Annotated in this window: 18 protein-coding genes and 1 pseudogene; 8 read left to right on the top strand and 11 right to left on the bottom strand. The window is 70.8% G+C overall.

The genetic code is table 11. From position 1 onward, the window contains the following. Positions 1–61: 61 nt before the first annotated feature. From ACZ3II_RS25310 to ACZ3II_RS25295, 4 genes are read left to right on the top strand one after another with little or no spacing between them, the layout of a single operon-like run. Entirely contained in the window at positions 62–1132 is a 1071-nt protein-coding gene (locus tag ACZ3II_RS25310; protein WP_465520189.1) for a DUF3616 domain-containing protein, read from the top strand. After that, positions 1132–1488 carry a hypothetical protein gene (locus ACZ3II_RS25305; RefSeq protein WP_465520188.1) on the top strand — a complete coding sequence of 119 codons (357 nt, stop codon included), beginning with the start codon at positions 1132–1134 and terminating at the stop codon, positions 1486–1488. The genes ACZ3II_RS25310 and ACZ3II_RS25305 overlap by 1 nt, the downstream gene beginning before the upstream one ends. Positions 1489–1497: 9 nt before the next feature. Further along, positions 1498–2283 carry a hypothetical protein gene (locus tag ACZ3II_RS25300; RefSeq protein ID WP_465520187.1) on the top strand — a complete coding sequence of 262 codons (786 nt, stop codon included), beginning with the start codon at positions 1498–1500 and terminating at the stop codon, positions 2281–2283. Between the two features lie 10 nt (positions 2284–2293). Beyond that, positions 2294–3034, top strand: coding sequence for a DUF4253 domain-containing protein (locus ACZ3II_RS25295; RefSeq protein WP_465520186.1), 741 nt, complete (start codon positions 2294–2296; stop codon positions 3032–3034). Positions 3035–3099: 65 nt separating this feature from the next. Here the strand turns inward: ACZ3II_RS25295 and pheT are convergent, their stop codons facing one another. The 9 genes from pheT to ACZ3II_RS25250 all read right to left on the bottom strand — a co-directional run bounded on the left by pheT (position 3100) and on the right by ACZ3II_RS25250 (position 10867). Continuing rightward, positions 3100–5580, bottom strand: coding sequence for a phenylalanine--tRNA ligase subunit beta (gene pheT / locus ACZ3II_RS25290; RefSeq protein WP_465520185.1), 2481 nt, complete (start codon positions 5578–5580; stop codon positions 3100–3102). 4 nt (positions 5581–5584) lie between these two features. Continuing rightward, a complete protein-coding gene (locus tag ACZ3II_RS25285) occupies positions 5585–6646 on the bottom strand; it encodes a phenylalanine--tRNA ligase subunit alpha (RefSeq protein WP_465520184.1) in 1062 nt (353 codons plus the stop codon). Positions 6647–6809: 163 nt separating this feature from the next. Beyond that, positions 6810–7583 (bottom strand): TrmH family RNA methyltransferase, encoded by a 774-nt coding sequence (locus tag ACZ3II_RS25280; RefSeq protein ID WP_465520183.1) that lies wholly within the window; start codon positions 7581–7583, stop codon positions 6810–6812. Positions 7584–7662: 79 nt separating this feature from the next. After that, positions 7663–8055 carry a 50S ribosomal protein L20 gene (gene rplT / locus ACZ3II_RS25275; protein ID WP_043528305.1) on the bottom strand — a complete coding sequence of 131 codons (393 nt, stop codon included), beginning with the start codon at positions 8053–8055 and terminating at the stop codon, positions 7663–7665. A gap of 39 nt (positions 8056–8094) precedes the next feature. After that, positions 8095–8289 (bottom strand): 50S ribosomal protein L35, encoded by a 195-nt coding sequence (gene rpmI / locus ACZ3II_RS25270; RefSeq protein WP_282764755.1) that lies wholly within the window; start codon positions 8287–8289, stop codon positions 8095–8097. A 55-nt stretch (positions 8290–8344) separates the two neighbouring features. Beyond that, on the bottom strand, positions 8345–8956 hold the full coding sequence (infC, locus tag ACZ3II_RS25265; RefSeq protein WP_465520182.1) for a translation initiation factor IF-3: 612 nt from the start codon (positions 8954–8956) through the stop codon (positions 8345–8347). Between the two features lie 313 nt (positions 8957–9269). Further along, on the bottom strand, positions 9270–9719 hold the full coding sequence (locus tag ACZ3II_RS25260) for a PH domain-containing protein (protein WP_465520181.1): 450 nt from the start codon (positions 9717–9719) through the stop codon (positions 9270–9272). Beyond that, complete coding sequence (hisG, locus tag ACZ3II_RS25255; protein WP_465520180.1) at positions 9719–10561, bottom strand: ATP phosphoribosyltransferase; 843 nt, start codon at positions 10559–10561, stop codon at positions 9719–9721. The genes ACZ3II_RS25260 and hisG overlap by 1 nt, the downstream gene beginning before the upstream one ends. 42 nt (positions 10562–10603) lie before the next feature. Continuing rightward, a complete protein-coding gene (locus ACZ3II_RS25250; RefSeq protein ID WP_043528313.1) occupies positions 10604–10867 on the bottom strand; it encodes a phosphoribosyl-ATP diphosphatase in 264 nt (87 codons plus the stop codon). 66 nt (positions 10868–10933) lie between these two features. Between ACZ3II_RS25250 and ACZ3II_RS25245 the strand changes: the two genes are divergently transcribed. From ACZ3II_RS25245 to ACZ3II_RS25235, 3 genes are read left to right on the top strand one after another with little or no spacing between them, the layout of a single operon-like run. After that, the gene (locus ACZ3II_RS25245; protein ID WP_465520179.1) at positions 10934–11800 is read left to right on the top strand and encodes an ABC transporter substrate-binding protein; all 867 of its coding nucleotides are present in this window, start codon (positions 10934–10936) and stop codon (positions 11798–11800) included. After that, positions 11797–12636, top strand: a complete 840-nt coding sequence (locus tag ACZ3II_RS25240; protein ID WP_465520178.1) for an amino acid ABC transporter permease — start codon at positions 11797–11799, stop codon at positions 12634–12636. Before ACZ3II_RS25245 ends, ACZ3II_RS25240 begins: the two co-directional genes overlap by 4 nt. After that, entirely contained in the window at positions 12636–13376 is a 741-nt protein-coding gene (locus ACZ3II_RS25235) for an amino acid ABC transporter ATP-binding protein (RefSeq protein WP_465520177.1), read from the top strand. The genes ACZ3II_RS25240 and ACZ3II_RS25235 overlap by 1 nt, the downstream gene beginning before the upstream one ends. Here ACZ3II_RS25235 and ACZ3II_RS25230 read toward each other — a convergent pair. Together ACZ3II_RS25230 and ACZ3II_RS25225 are read right to left on the bottom strand one after the other, a co-directional pair. Further along, positions 13337–14104: an AfsR/SARP family transcriptional regulator gene (locus ACZ3II_RS25230; protein ID WP_465520274.1), complete on the bottom strand. Its 768-nt coding sequence runs from the start codon at positions 14102–14104 to the stop codon at positions 13337–13339. The two genes, ACZ3II_RS25235 and ACZ3II_RS25230, sit on opposite strands and share 40 nt — an antisense overlap. A gap of 132 nt (positions 14105–14236) precedes the next feature. Next, positions 14237–14440 (bottom strand): annotated as a pseudogene (locus tag ACZ3II_RS25225) (helix-turn-helix domain-containing protein); the annotation flags it as partial. A gap of 218 nt (positions 14441–14658) precedes the next feature. Here ACZ3II_RS25225 and ACZ3II_RS25220 point away from each other — a divergent pair. Continuing rightward, positions 14659–15842 (top strand): PLL family lectin (locus tag ACZ3II_RS25220; protein ID WP_465520176.1); only part of this gene is annotated, 1184 nt, incomplete at its 3' end.

The raw sequence follows: 15842 nt of genomic DNA, 5'->3' as shown, positions 1-15842 counted from the left end.
CCGAAAGGCCATCAGGCGAAGTACCTATGAGTGACCTGGCCGGATGCACGATGGTGCGACGATGGCGACCATGACGGTCGACTACACGGTGCGGCTGCGTTTCTCCGACGAGTCGCAGGCCGCCGCCACCCACACCAACCTGTCCGCGATCCGGCTCGACGGCCGGGCGCTGTGGATCGCCGGCGACGAGACCGCCACCATCGAGCGGCTGATCGCCGACTCCGCGGACCGGCCCACCGAGTTCGGGTCGGAGACACGGTTCCGGCTGGCCGATTTCGTTCACCTTCCCGGCCACGACGCCGACGAGGAGGCGGACGTGGAGGGCCTGGCCCGGACCGGCCACTTCCTCTGGGCGATCGGTTCGCACAGCCTGCGCCGCAAGCAGATCAAGGACCGGCACGAGGGGCAGAAGGCGCTGCGCCGGCTGGCCCGGATCGAGGGGCAGGCCAACCGGCAGATCCTGGTCCGGCTGCCGATCGCCGAGGTGGACGGCGTGCCCACGCCGGTGCACGAGCTGGAGGCGGACGGGATCCGGCACCGGGCCGCGGCGCTGAGCATCCGCGACGACCTGCGGCGGCTGCTGCGCGACGACGAGCATCTGGCGCCCTTCCTGCCCATTCCGGGCAAGGACAACGGCCTCGACATCGAGGGCATCGCGGTGCGTGGCGACCGGGTCTTCCTGGGCCTGCGGGGACCGGTTCTGCGCGGGTGGGCGTTCGTTCTGGAGCTGCGGCCGTACGTGCTCGACAGCGACCCGGGACGACTGCGGCTGCACCGGTTCCCCGACGGTCAGCCGTACCGCAAACACGTCCTTGATCTTGAGGGGCTGGGTGTCCGGGACCTCTGCCCGGACGGGGACGACCTGCTGGTGCTCGCCGGGCCGACGATGGACCTGGACGGGCCGGTGCGGATCTACCGCTGGCACGGCGCGAGCCGGGCGGAGGTGCCGACCATCGTGCGGCGCGATCTGATCAGCCGGGAGCTGGAGCTCACCTACGGCGAGGGCGACGATCACGCCGAAGGGCTGAGCCTGATGGGTTCGGACCGGGTCCTGGTCGTCTACGACAGCCCCGCCCCGATCCGGCTGGAAGCGGACGGCGCGGTCGTCGCCGACGTTCTCAAGCTGCCCTGATGCGGCAGGTCTACGCGCATCAGGCGACCGTCGCCCTCGCGCCCGGCGGTGATCCGGGCGCGCCGGGCGCGGCGATCACCGTCGCTCTCTGCGGTCAGTGGGAGCATGATCCGCCGTGCCCGCTGGCCCCGCATCACACCGCCGCCGAGGAGGCCGGGGAGGCACTTCAGCTGCGGGTTCTCTTCGCCACCGAGCCGGACCGCACCGAGGAGGTACGCCGCCGTATCGACGCCGCGCTCGCCGCGGGGGACTGGCGGCTGATCGCCTCCGGCTGCGCCACCGTGGAACCGGCCGAACGGCCACACGGACGTCGGCTGCTGCGCAGAACGGCTGAACCGGGGACGAAAGGACCGTAGTCTGCGGGCATGCTCGTCACTGTCGTCGCCGATTACGGCACCGGCGATCTGGCCTTCGCCGAGGTCCGCCAGCGGCTCGCCCTGCTGCTCCCGGAAGCGGACGTCACCACGGTCCCGGTGGCCGCCTTCGACACGGTCGGCGCGGGGTTCTGCGTGGCCCAGCTCGCCTTCGGCGAGGGACCTCCGGACCGGATCGTGTACGCCAACGTAGCGCCCCGCCAGGACCTCGACGACCCCCGCGCCGACAACGCCGGGGAACGTCTCGCCGCCGCCCGGCTGGACTCCGGTGTCCTGGTCGTCGGCGTGGCGTCCGGGGCCAGCCTGTCGTTCCTGGCCTCCGAGGGGGTGCCGGTCCGGGCGGTGGAGGTGGCCGACCGCGGGTCCCAGTTCCGTTCCCGGGACGTCTTCCCGGCCGCGCTCGCCGCCCTGGCCCGCGGCGACGCATCGCTGCTCGGCGACGAGCTGGCGGTCGGGCCGCCCCCGAAGCAGGCGGTCGGCTACATCGACGGGTACGGCAACATCAAGACGACGTGGGACCACGCGCCCGCGCCGGCCGGCACGACGGTCGGGGTACGGATCGGCGAGGTCGCCGTGGCGGCGACGGTCAGCGACGGGGTCTTCGAGGTGCCGGCCGGGACGATGTCGTTCGCGCCCGGCAGCTCCGGCTGGCCGCGCGGCGACGGGAGCGGCGATCGGACGTTCTACGAGCTGCTGTCCCGGGGCGGCAGCGCGGCCCGGCTCTTCGGTGATCCGCTGCCGGGCGCGAGCGTCGAAATCGTCGTACCCCCGGGCTAGCCTCCCGGCCATGACTCGGCTCACCGGCACCGCCCCGCTCCTTTCGACCGACCCCACCGGCTCGTCCTGGCGGCCCGTCCAGGATCTGCTGTGGATCAGCGACGCCACGCCGCGGCAGGGCTGGTGGCGGGCTTTGCGGGCGCAGCACGCGCGCACCGGGTTGTGGCCACTCCTGCTGGGCAGCCTCTCCGAGCGCGATCCCGGCCGGCCCTGGTCCGGCGACGGCGATCTGGATCCCTCCCTGATCCGCACCGAGCCCGGTGATCACGATCCCGGCGCGGTCCTCGCCGGCTGGTGGAAGGACGTGGAGCAGAAGGAGTGGCCCGGCCTGGCGCGCGGCGGCGTTCCGGCCGGCGATCCCGGCGAGGACGCCGACGAGACCGCCGACATGATCCTCGAGCTCGGCGTTCTCACCCTGCCCCGGCTGGGTCTGGTCCCGGCGGCCCGGGGCGCGGACGCCCTGGCCGCGGCCGGCTGGACCGGCCCGATGAACCACGAGAACGACACCGCGAAGATCTCCTGCGTGCTGCGCAGCTGGGAGGAGCGGTTCGGCGCCCGGGTCGTCGCGGCCGGCTTCGACACGCTGTATGTGAGCGTCGCGGCCTCGCCGGCCGGCGAGGAGCACGCGCGGGCGGTCGCCGCCGAGCATCTCGCCTTCTGCCCGGACAACATCTGGCAGGGCGCGGGCTCGATGGACGCCTATGTCGAGCAGATCCTGGGCGCGCCCGGCTGGACGTTCTGGTGGGACTGACCGCACCGGCGAGCGTGGCCCGGCCGGTGGTGTCCCACCAGCCGGGCCGCGCCCGGGCCGGAGTGTCAGGCGCCGCGCAGGGTCGCGCCGAACCGGGAGGCCGTCACGGCGACCGCGGCGTCGCGGGCGGCCAGGGTCTCCTCCGAGGTGAGGGTGCGGTCCGGAGCACGGAACGTCAGCTTGTACGCCAGCGACCGCTTCCCCTCCCCCAACTGCGCCGACTCGTAGACGTCGAAGAGCGCCACCGACTCCAGCAGCTCCCCCGCGCCCTCGGCCAGCGCCGCCCGCACCTCGGCGGCCGGGACCGTGCCGTCCAGCACGAGGGCCACGTCGAGCAGGGCCGGCGGGAAGGTGGAGATCTTCGGCGCGTCGACGACCGGGGCCTCCGGCAGGGCGTCCAGGTCGATCTCGGCGGCCGCGGTGCGTTTCGGCAGTTCCAGGGTGGCCAGCACGGCGGGGTGCAGTTCGCCGGCGTGGCCCACCACGGATCCGTCGACCAGGATCTCCGCGCACCGGCCGGGGTGCCACGGGGCGCGTTCGGCGGCGCGGACCGTCACCCGGTCCTCGGCGATGCCCGCGGCGGCGATCGCGACGCGTGCCGCCTCGATGGCGTCCGCCCACGTCGCGGCGCGGCCCTGGCCCCACCAGCCGGCCGGTTCGATGTCGCCGGCCAGCACGACGGCCAGGTGCCACGGCTGCTCCGGGACGATCGCGTTGGCGGCCGCCCATTCGGCGTTGGTCGGGCGGCGGTCCACCACCAGCGACGGCGGGGCGGTCGAGGTCAGGTGCGGCAGGAAGACCGTGCCCGCCTCGAAGAGCGCCACGTCCCGCCGGCCGCGGCCGATGTTGCGCTTGAGGGTGCCGAGCAGCGGGCCGAGCAGTGTGGTGCGCAGCAGCGGCTCCTCCTCCGACAGCGGGTTGGTGAGCCGCACCGCGCTGCGCCGCGGGTCCGCCGGGGGCAGCCCGAGGGCGTCGGCGGTGCCCGGCGCGACGAACGGGTAGGACAGCACCTCGACGTACCCGTTCTCGGCGAGCGCCCGGCCCACCGACCGGCGCTGCTTCTGCGCGGGGGTGAGCCCCCGGCTGGCTCCGGCGGGCGGCAGCACGCTCGGGATGTCGTTGTAACCGCCGAGCCGCGCCACCTCCTCGATCAGGTCGATCGGCGCCACCAGGTCCGGCCGCCAGGTCGGCGGGAGGACGCTGAGCACCTTGTCGCCGGTGACCTCGCAGCCGACCTTGCGCAGCAGCTCGGCGGCCTGCGCCGCGGTGTACGGCAGGCCGACGAGCCGGGCCGGCGCGTCCCCGGGCAGGGTCAGCGCGACCGGCGCGGCCACGTGGTCGATGTCGAGGACCCGCTCGTCGACCTCGCCGCCGGCGTGCTCGACGAGGATGTCGGCGGCCTTGCGCAGGGCGGCGAGGGGCAGCGCCGGGTCGACGCCGCGTTCCCACCGCTTGGCGGCCTCGCTGAACAGCTTGTGGCGGCGGGCGGTCCGGCCGACCATGACCGGGTCCCAGTGGGCGGCTTCGAGGAGCACGTCGACGGTGCCCTCCTGCCACTCGCTGGTCTCGCCGCCCATCACGGCGGCGAGCGAGATCGGCCCGGTCTCGTCGCAGATGACCATGTCCTCGGCGTCGAGCGAGCGGGCCACGCCGTCCAGGGTGGTCAGCTTCTCCCCGGCGCGGGCCCGCCGCACGACCAGGCCGCCGTTGAGGCGGTTCAGGTCGAAGACGTGCATCGGCTGGCCGAATTCGAGCATCAGGTAATTGGTGATGTCGACCGGCAGCGAGATGGTCCGGATGCCGGCCTGGATCAGCCGCCGCTGCATCCACTCGGGAGACTGCGCGTCCGGGTCGATGCCGCGGACGACGCGGGCCACGAAGCGGTCACAGCCGGCGGTGTCCTCCACGGAGACCGGGTACGGGCTCTCCGCCGTGCCGGTCTCGAACGGGATGGCCGCCGGGTCGGTGAACGGCACGCCGAAGTACGTGGCGAGTTCCCGCGCGATGCCGCGGACGCTCATCTCGTACCCGCGGTCCGGCGTGATCTCGACCTCGACCAGCACGTCGTCCAGGCCGACGACCGGGCGGGCGTCGGCGCCGGGCGCGGCAGCCGTGTCGGCGGGCAGCACGATGATGCCGGAGTGGTCGCCGGACAGGCCCAGCTCGGCGGCCGAGCAGATCATGCCGTGCGAGTTCCTGCCGTACGTCTTCCGTGCCCCGATCCTGAACCCGCCGGGCAGCTCGCCGCCGGGCAGGATCACCACGACGAGATCGCCCTCGGCGAAGTTCCGCGCCCCGCAGACGATCTCCTGCGGCTGGGCGTTGCCCACGTCGACCGTGCAGAACCGGATCGGCTTCTTGAACCCGGTCAGCTCCTCGATCGTCAGCACCCGCCCGACGACCAGGTCACCGAGGATCGTCCCGGCCTGGTCGACGATGCCCTCGACCTCCATGCCGAGGTTGGTCAGCGCCGTGTCCAGCTCCGAAGCGGTGATCCCCGCGGGCAGCTCGACGTACTCGCGCAGCCACGACAGTGACGTCTTCATCGCTTCAGGACTCCATTCCGAAGTTCGTGGTGAACCGCACGTCGCCCTCGACCATGTCGCGCATGTCCGAGACGCCGTTGCGGAACATCAGGGTCCGCTCGACACCCATGCCGAAGGCGAACCCGGAGTAGACCGCCGGGTCGATGCCGCAGGCGGTCAGCACCCGCGGGTTGACCATGCCGCAGCCGCCCCATTCGACCCAGCGCGGCCCGTCGCGGTGCTGGGCGAACCAGACGTCGAACTCGGCGGACGGCTCGGTGAACGGGAAGTAGTGCGGGCGCCAGCGGGTCTTCGCGTCCGGGCCGAACATGGCCTTCGCGAAGTGGTCCAGGGTACCGCGCAGGTGGGCCATGGTGATGCCCTCGTCGATGACCAGGCCCTCGATCTGGTGGAACACCGGGCTGTGCGTGGCGTCCAGCTCGTCGGTGCGGTACGCGCGCCCCGGGCTGACGATGTAGATCGGCGGCTGCCGGTCGAGCATGGTGCGCACCTGGCCGGGCGAGGTGTGCGTGCGCATCACCAGGCCGGGCAGGTCGACGAAGAAGGTGTCCGAGGAGCCGCGCACCGGGTTGTCCGGGCCGATGTTGAGCGCGTCGAAGTTGGCCCACTCCAGCTCCAGCTGGGGACCGTCGACGATGTCGTAACCCATGCCGACGAACACGTCGCCCATGTGCTCCATCAGCGTGGTCAGCGGGTGCCGGGCGCCACGCGGGCGGCGGGTCCACGGGAGGGTGACGTCGACGCGCTCCTCGACCAGGACGCGGGCGGCACGGTCGGCTTCCAGCTCGGCCTGGCGCGCGTCGTAAGCGGCCTGCACGGCCTGGCGGGCGACGTTGACGCGCTTGCCGGCGTCGGACTTCGCGGCCGGCGGCAGCGAGCCGATCTCCCGGCGGGCCAGCGACACCGGGGAGCGGTCACCGAGGTGCGCGGACTTCAGCACGGCGAGCGCGTCGAGGTCGGCGGCCTGTGCGAACGCCTTCCCGGCGTCGGCGACGGCGGCTTCCAGAGCCTCAGGCGCGAGCAGGGCCGCCTGCTTCGGATCGTACGGATCGTTGCGGTAAGACATGGTCGGGCGAACTCCCTCACACCGGATAAGCCATCGGCAGTCTACGGAGGCGCGGCTGGGCCGCAGCCCGCCGGTCAGGGAGTACGCGCAGAGGGGTCAGATCTGGCGCCCGCAACCAGCGGGCCGGATAAACGAGAGACCTGACATGCCGCCCAGCCTACCCTCAGCGCTGCGCACGGGCCGAGGCATAGAGACAGACGGCGGCGGCCGCGGCGAGGTTGAGGCTCTCGGCTCCGCCGTAGATGGGTACGCGCACCCGCCGATCCGCCCCGCTCAGCAGCGAGTCGGGCAGGCCGTGCGCCTCCGAGCCGAACAGCCAGGCCGTCGGCTGGGCGAGCTGCCCGCCGTCGAGCAGCGAGTCCACGTCGTCCTCACCGGTCCCGCTGGTGGCGAGCACCTGCAGCCCGCTGTCCTGGAGCAGGTCCAGGACCGACAGCGGGGCGCGGACGACGTCCACGTGGAACAGCGAGCCGGCCGACGACCGGACACACTTGCCGTTGTACGGGTCGACGGCGTCGCCGGCGAAGATCACCGCACTCGCCCCGGCCGCGTCAGCCGTGCGCAGCACCGTCCCGGCGTTGCCGGGGTCCCGGATCTCGGCGACCACCGCGACCAGCCGCGGCTTCTTGGCGAGCGCCTCACCGATCGGCACGTCGCCCTGCTCACAGACGGCGACCAGGCCCTGCGGGCTGACCGTCTCGGTGATCGCGGCGAGCGCCTCGTCGGTGACCGGGGACACCTCGGGCGCCTGCGCGGTCAGTTCGGCGTGCCGGTCCAGGGCGGCGGGCGTCCCGAACAGCTCGATCACCGCGCCCGCGGCGAGCGCCTCCCGCACGGCCTGCGGGCCCTCGGCGAGGAAACGGCCGCTCTGGTCGCGGTCCCTGCGGCGCTGGAGGCGGCGGGCGGCGACGATGCGGGGCGTACGGGGGGTGAACATGATCTTCCGTCCGACGAATCGAGCAACGACGCCTCCCGACCGAAGATCGGGAGGCGTCGAAAACGTGCTACGCGATAACTCAGGCAGCCTGCGCGGCGGCGCCGCCGGTGCCCTCGGCCGCGACGGCCGCGCGAGCGACCTCGACGATGGCCGCGAAGGCAGCCGCGTCGTTGACCGCGAGGTCGGCCAGGATCTTGCGGTCGACCTCCACCTCGGCCAGCTTGAGGCCCTGGATGAGGCGGTTGTAGGTCATGCCGTTGGACCGGGCCGCCGCGTTGATGCGGGTGATCCACAGCTGGCGGAAGTCGCCCTTGCGGTCACGACGGTCACGGTACGAGTACTGCATCGAGTGCAGCACCTGCTCCTTGGCCTTGCGGTACAGGCGGGAGCGCTGACCGCGGTAGCCGCTCGCGGTCTCGAGCAGGGTGCGGCGCTTCTTCTGGGCGTTTACCGCCCGCTTGACGCGTGCCATTTCTAGTTACTCCTTCAGGGGAACCGGGTCAGGCGCGCGTCAGCGGCCCAGCAGCTTCTTCACTCGCGCGGTGTCGGCCTTGGCCACGGTGACCGTACCGGTCATCCGGCGGGTGACCCGGGAGCTCTTGTGCTCCAGCAGGTGACGCTTACCGGCCTGCTCGGTGACGAGCTTTCCCTTGCCGGTCACCTTCACCCGCTTGCCCATGCCGGTGTGGCTCTTCATCTTCGGCACTTGACGCCTCTTTCTGATCTTTCCCCGCGACCGGGGGGACGCGGGGAAAAGCTGACTACTCTGCTGCGGTGGTCTCGGCCGGTGCGGCCGCCTCGGCCTCGGCCACGTCACCCTCGCGTGGTTCGCGCGGCGGACGGGCGTTGGCGGCGACCGTTGCTGCCGCGGCGGCCTTGGTGGCCCGGTGCGGAGCAAGAACCATGATCATGTTTCGGCCGTCCTGCTTCGGGCTGGCCTCGACGAAGCCCAGCTCCGAGATCTCCTCGCTGAGCCGGCGGAGAAGCCGGAAGCCCAGCTCGGGGCGGCTCTGCTCACGACCACGGAACATGATCGTCACCTTGACCTTGTCGCCCGCCTTGAGGAACCGCACCACGTGACCCTTTTTGGTCTCGTAGTCGTGCGGGTCGATCTTCGGCCGCAGCTTCATTTCCTTGATGACGGTCTGCTGCTGGTTGCGCCGCGCTTCGCGGGCCTTGAGTGCGCTCTCGTACTTGAACTTGCCGAAGTCCATGAGCTTGCACACCGGCGGCCGCGCCATCGGAGCAACCTCGACCAGGTCCAGGTCGACATCCGCGGCCAGTTGGAGAGCGCGCTCGACCGGCACGATGCCGACCTGCTCACCCTCCGGACCGACCAGACGGACCTCACGAGCCCGGATCTGTTCGTTCACGCGTGGTTCGACGCTAATGGGGCCTCCTCGGTTGTGTTCCTCGCCCGCCCGAGTGGGGGTGGGCGCTGCCAATGGCGGTCGGCCCCGAGTTGTCCCGCTGGCCGCGGGACGCCGGGAAAGCAGAAGGCCCTGGCGTGAAGCCAGGGCCCGCTACGACCGGTCATCGGCGCCCAAAGGAGGACGCACACCGAGCCAGGGATATTCCCTGGCCGGGAGACCGGACCCGGCCACTGAAGTGACTCGGGTGGGAACCAGCGGGCTCCTCTTTCGCGCCGTGCTCTGGGCACGGCGTGGTCGACTGCCCGCCATCCTATCAGCTACCTGCGGCAGCCTCCGCATGCAGGGCACGGAGGGTACGCACCCCGTCCACCGCGTAGTCCTTGTCGACCGCCTGCAACGCGTGGATCGGCACCTGCTCGTCGTCGTGCAGCTCCAGATGGGCCCACGCCGAGTTCCGGTCGAACCGCACCGCGCGCACCACCCCCCACGGCAGGTCGTAGCCGCCGATCACGTTGCGCACGTGCACGCCCTCGGCGTCGGCGGTGACCCGCGGCCGGCAGAACGCGAGGATGCCCAGGCCGAGCAGCACCCCCAGCCCGATCATGGCGAACTGGTCGCCGCGCTGGAAGGTGGCCTCGGAGTTCTGGAAGCCGGCCGACCCGGTCAGGCCGAAGCTGATCACGGTGAAGAAGATCGCGACCGCGACGGCGGCCGGCACGGCCACCCAGCGGATCCTCTTCGGGCGATAGAGCACCGCGGTCATCAGAGCCTGCAGTTCGCGATGTCGGTGACCAGGATCGCCCGGGCGCCCAGGTCGTACAGCTCGTCCATGATCCGGTGCACGTCGCGGCGCTGGACCATGGCCTCGACGGCGACCCAGCCCTCCCGGTGCAGCGGGGAGACGGTCGGCGACTCGATGCCGGGGGTCAGGCTGGTGGCCTGGTCGAGCAGGTCGGCGCGGACGTCGTACGCCAGCATCACGAAGTTGCGGGCCACCAGCACGCCGTTCAGGCGCCGCAGCAGCTGGGCGCCGCCGGCGGGCGTCTCCGCGGAGCGCCCGATGAGGATCGCCGAGGACCGCATGATCGGGTCGCCGATGGTGACCAGGCCGGCCTGGCGCAGCGTCGCGCCGGTCTCCACCACGTCGGCGATCAGGTCGGCGACGCCGAGCCGGACCGCGTTCTCCACCGCGCCGTCGAGCCGGACCACGTCCGCCTTCAGGTCGTTGTCGGCCAGGTAGCGGCCGACGACGCCGGGGTAGGCGGTGGCGATCCGGCGGCCGCCGATCTCACCGGCGCTGGTCAGCGTGCCCGCCGGGGCGGCCCAGCGGAAGGTCGCGCCGCCGAAGTTCAGGTCGAGCAGCTCGGTGGCCGGCACGCCGGAGTCGACCAGCAGGTCCCGGCCGGTGATGCCGAGGTCGAGGTCGCCGGTGCCGACGTAGGTCGCGATGTCGCGCGGCCGCAGGTAGAAGAACTCGACGTTGTTGTCTTCGTCACGGCAGATCAGATCTTTGGGGTCGGTGCGCTGGCGGTAGCCCGCGTCCCGCAACATCTGTGACGCCGGGGCGGACAGGGTGCCCTTGTTCGGAATGGCGATACGCAACATGACGTGCTCCTTGAGATCAGTGAACGGGTGTCGGGACACTCGTCACAGATGTCGGTACACGTCCTTGAGCTCCAGTCCCGTGGCGATCATCAGGACCTGAGCCTGGTAGAGCAGCTGGGAGATCTCCTCGGCAGCGCGTTCCGGCCCCTCGTGCTCGGCGGCCATCCACGACTCGGCCGCCTCTTCGACGACCTTCTTGCCGATGAAGTGGACTCCGCGTTCGAGCGCCTCGACGGTGCCCGAACCGGGTGTCTTGTCCGCCGCCTTGCTTTGCAACTCGGCAAACAGTTCTTCGAACGTCTTCACGAGGACCGATTGTGGCAGCTCACCACGGCTTGACGACGCACGCCCCCAGAGCGTGGGATCTCAGGCATGGTCAGCCGACTCACCCCCATGATCGTCGGCGGCGCAGCGCTCCTGCTCGCCGCTGTGACGGCCTGCTCACCGGTCGAGGAGAAGAACTCCGCGGCCCCGTCCGCCTCATCCCCCAGCTGCGACCCGGCGTCGCTGCCCACCAAGACCGCCGGCAAGCTCACCATCGGCACCGACAACCCCGCCTACGAGCCGTGGTTCACCGAGAACAAGCCGGACAACGGCAAGGGCTTCGAGTCCGCGGTGGCCTACCAGGTCGCCGAGCGTCTCGGCTACCAGAAGGCCGACGTGGTCTGGACCACGGTGACGTTCAACAACGCGATCGCGCCCGGGCCCAAGGCGTTCGACATCGACGTCAACCAGTTCTCGATCACCGAGGAGCGCAAGGCGGCGGTGGACTTCTCCTCGCCCTACTACCTGGTGCGCCAGACCGTGATCACCACCAAGGGCTCAAGGATCGCCGGGGCGAAGTCGCTCGCCGACCTGAGGAGCGCCAAGCTGGGCGCCCAGGTCGGCACCACCAGCTACCAGGCGATCACCGACCTGATCAAGCCGAACGGCGACCCGGCGGTGTTCAACAACAACGACGACGCCAAGAAGGCGCTGGAGAACGGGACCGTCGACGGCATCGTGGTGGACCTGCCGACCGCGTTCTACATGACCGGGGCCGAGCTGAAGGACGGCGTCATCGTCGGGCAGCTCCCGCAGGTCGGGGTGCCCGAGCAGTTCGGCATCGTGCTCGACAAGAGCTCGCCGCTGACCGGCTGCGTCAGCCGGGCGGTCGACCAGCTGCGCCAGGACGGGTCGCTCGCCGTGCTGGAGAAGACCTGGCTCGCCGACTCCGCCGGAGCCCCCGAACTCCAGTGACGTACCAGATCAGCACCAGGCAACGGGAACGGATCGCCTACCGTCGCGGACGGGCGATCCGTTCCGTTCTGCTGGCCGCCGCATCGACAGCGGCCGTCGGCACCCTGCTCGCCGTCGCCATCACCGGCGCGCCCGGCTGGGAACGCGTCAAGGAGTCGTTCTTCGACCCCGACACGGCCCGCAGGTACCTTCCGCAGATCCTCGAGGGCCTGTGGCTCAACGTGAAACTGCTGGTGGTCTGCGCCACCCTGGCCATGGCCCTGGGCCTGCTCGTGGCGGTGCTGCGCACCCTCCGCGGGCCGGTCTTCTTCCCGGTACGGGCACTGGCTACCGGATACACCTACTCGTTCCGCGGCCTCCCCCTGATCATCGTGATCTACCTGTTCGCGTTCGGCGTCCCCGGCCTGCGGCTGCAGGGCACCCCCGACGTGCTGGTGCTGGGCGCCGCCGCGCTGGTCGTCACCTACGGCGCCTACCTGGCCGAGGTGTTCCGGGCCGGCATCGAGTCGGTGCACCCCAGCCAGATCGCGGCGGCCCGGTCGCTCGGCCTCACCTACCGGCAGGCGATGCGCCACGTGGTGCTGCCGCAAGCGGTCCGGCGGGTCGCCCCGCCGCTGCTCAACGACACCGTGGCACTGCAGAAGGACGTCGGCCTGATCTCCCTGGCCGGTCCGATCGACGCGATCCGGGCGGCCCAGATCGGGGTGGCCCGGGACGCCGACTTCACCCCGTACATCGTCGCAGGGGTGTTGTTCGTGTTGTTGGCCCTGCCGCTGATCGCGGTCACCGATGGGGTGACGCTGCGGGCGGCCCGGCGGCAGAACGCGGGGACCTGATGCTTCTCGAGATCACGAACGTCCGGAAGGTGTTCGGCGACCACGTCATCCTCGATCGCCTCGACCTGGACGTCGCCGAGCACGAGGTGGTGGCGCTGATCGGGGCGTCCGGCTCGGGCAAGTCGACACTGTTGCGGTGCGTCAACCTCCTCACCGAGATCGACGACGGCACCATCCACCTGGACGGGGAGGAGATCTCCGATCCCCGGATCGACCCCGATGCGGTACGCCGTCGCATCGGCCTGGTCTTCCAGTCCTACAACCTGTTCCCGCACATGACGGTGCTGGAGAACATCACGCTCGCGCCGGTACGCGTACACCGGAGGCCCGTCGAGGAGGCCGAGGCACAGGCGCGGCAGTGGCTGGAGCGGGTCGGGCTCGCCGACAAGGCGGGTTCCTATCCGGACCGGCTCTCCGGCGGTCAGCAGCAGCGGGCCGCCATCGTCCGGGCCCTGGTCAACAGCCCGCGGCTGCTGCTGCTCGACGAGGTCACGTCGGCGCTCGACCCGGAACTCGTCGGCGAGGTGCTCACCATGATCCGGGACCTCAAGGGCGAAGGCGTGACGATGGTGCTGGCGACCCACGAGATGGGGTTCGCCAAGCAGGTCGCCGACCGGGTCGCGTTCCTGGACGGCGGGCGGGTGCTCGAACAGGGGCCGCCGTCGCAGGTGCTCGGCGACCCCGTCGAACCACGGACCCGTCAGTTCCTGGCCCGCATCATCGAGGCCGGCCGGCTCTGATCGCGCCGGGCGCCGAGCCTCGGGGCGACGGCGCCCGGCAACCGGTGGGGCGCCCGTGAGCGCTGCTCGAGCACCGCCTGCCGGGCCTCGGTGAGTTCCGGCCCGGGGTCGATGCCCAGTTCCTCGGCGAGACGTGACCGGATCCGCTCGTACACCTCCAGGGCCGATGCCTGCTGCCCGGTGACCGCCAGCGCGCTGATCAGCCGGGCGTGCAGCGCCTCGTGCCACGGGTGCTGGGCGGTGAGGCGGCGCAGGATCGGCAGGACCTCCGGCTGCCGGCCGAGGAGCTCGCCGAGGTCGGCCAGTTCGACCGCGGCGTCGACCGTCTCGTCGAGAACGACCGTGACCAGCGGGTCCTCCCGCAGTTCCAGCACGTCCTCGGCCGGCCTGCCGCCGCGGAACATGCGCTGGGCGTCGAAGTACGCCTGGAAGGCGCGCTGCGGGTCGGTGCCCGTGAGCCGCCGCCCGCGCGCGATGCGCCCCCGGAACTCGAGCAGGTCGAGGTGTTCCTGCTCGACACCGAGGCGGTATCCCCCCGGCTCCAGGGTGATCTGCTGCGAATCCTGCGGGCCGGTCCCGAAGATGCGCCGGAGCCGGCTGACCTGCGTGTGCAGCAGGCTCATGGCGGCCGGCGCCGCTCGGCCCCAGAGCAGGTCGAGGAGCTCCTCCCGGCCGACGGGAACGTTGGGTGTCAGGGCCAGCCTGGCCAGGAGCAGCCGGCGGCGCACCGACCCGAGGCGTAGGCGAGCGGATCCGCGGGTCACCTCCAGCGGGCCGAGCAGGGCGATCCGCAGGTCGCCGGAGGCCGGGCCGGGCGGACCTCCGGGAAGCGGCTCATCCGTCGTGAACAGTTCATTCAGGTCGATGTCAAGTGCTTTTGAAATCAGAACAAGCGATCGCTTGTGCGGTTGGCAGCTTCGTCCCTGCTCCAGGTCTCGCAGCATTCCCAGACTGACGCCGGCCTTTACCGAAAGCTCCCGCTGACTGAACCCCAGACGTCTTCTGGAATCGCGCAGCAAGGCTCCCAAGGCACCTTCATCCTTCAATTCCGCACCTCTCGGCATGACGATGATCCTAACCGCGCCGGGTACGGGAAAAGTACGGGAATCACCCCTACAGGGCCCTGACAGACCCCTAGTCCAAGCTTGTGACATCCAAGAAAGAAGCCGATAGGGGTTGCGGAAACCATGCCGCAGGGTCTATCGGAATCGCTTTTGTTGCATTGGCGACAGTCATTGCACATAGGCGCATTTCCACTCCCGCACCCTTCGAGGAGCCGAGCATGACGTCCGCCCGCACCCTGTCCCTTTCACGGCGATCCCTTGCCGCATTCGCCGTCGCACTCTCGATAACGGCGGGAACGGTCGTCGTCGACGCCTCGCTGACCGCCCCGCCGGCCGCGGCGGCCAGCGTCGCCGGCGGCACCATCACACGGTCGGAGGTGCTGGCTCGCGCCGAGGCCTGGTACAACCGCCGCAACAACGCGGACATGACCTACTCGCAGGAGCTCAAGACCTCGGGCGCCACCAGCGACCGGAACTACCGCCGGGACTGCTCGGGCCTGGTCGACATGGCATGGCACCTCAACGCGGACCCGAACACCCAGGGCCTGATGAACACGAGGATCACGAAGGCCATCACCCGGAACCAGTTGCTGCCCGGCGATCTTCTCAACGACGTGGTGAACAACGACTCGGGGTACCCGTACCACGCGATCCTCTTCGGCGGGTGGGAGAACGCGGCCAAGACCAGCTTCTGGTACTACAGCTTCGGTGGCACCCCCATGAAGAAGGTCACCGGAGCGTCGTTCTCGGATTCGATTTTGGCAGGTCATGCGACCTCGCAATACGCCGCACGCCGTTACGTCAACATCGTCGACGACGCGCCTCCCACGGAACCGGAACCGCACGGCACCGTCTACGCCCGGTCCCGTAACGCCGCCGGTGTATGGGAGACCAACGCCACCCGCGTCGACGCCAACCCCAACATCGCCGGAATCGCCGGCACCAAGAACGCCGACGGCACCATGCACATCTTCACCGCCGTGCCCGGCAGCGGCATCTGGCACCGCAAAGCCTGGGAAGCCAGCGCCACCCAGATCGACACCAACCCCAACGTCAAAGCCGTAACCGCCGCCAGCCTCCCCAACGGCACCATGCACGTCTTCGCCGTCATCGAAGGCAGCGGCGTCTGGACCCGCACCCGCGCCGCCAACGGCGTCTGGAACAACAACGCCGTCCACATCGACAGCAACCCCGCCATCGACAACATCAGCGCCACCGGCCTCGCCGACGGCACCATCCACTTCTTCGGCCTCGTCCCCGGCAGCGGCATCTGGGAACGCACCCGCAACGCCGCCGGCGTCTGGAACACCAACGCCACCCAGATCGACACCAACGACTCCATCAGCGACATCGCCTCCGCCGCCCTGCCCGACGGCACCCTCCACGTCTTCGGCGCCATCCT

It is taken from the genome of Actinoplanes sp. NPDC019969, assembly GCF_055562375.1.
The sequence above is the reverse complement of the archived record's forward strand: the minus strand, read 5'-3'. Positions and strand labels throughout refer to the sequence as shown.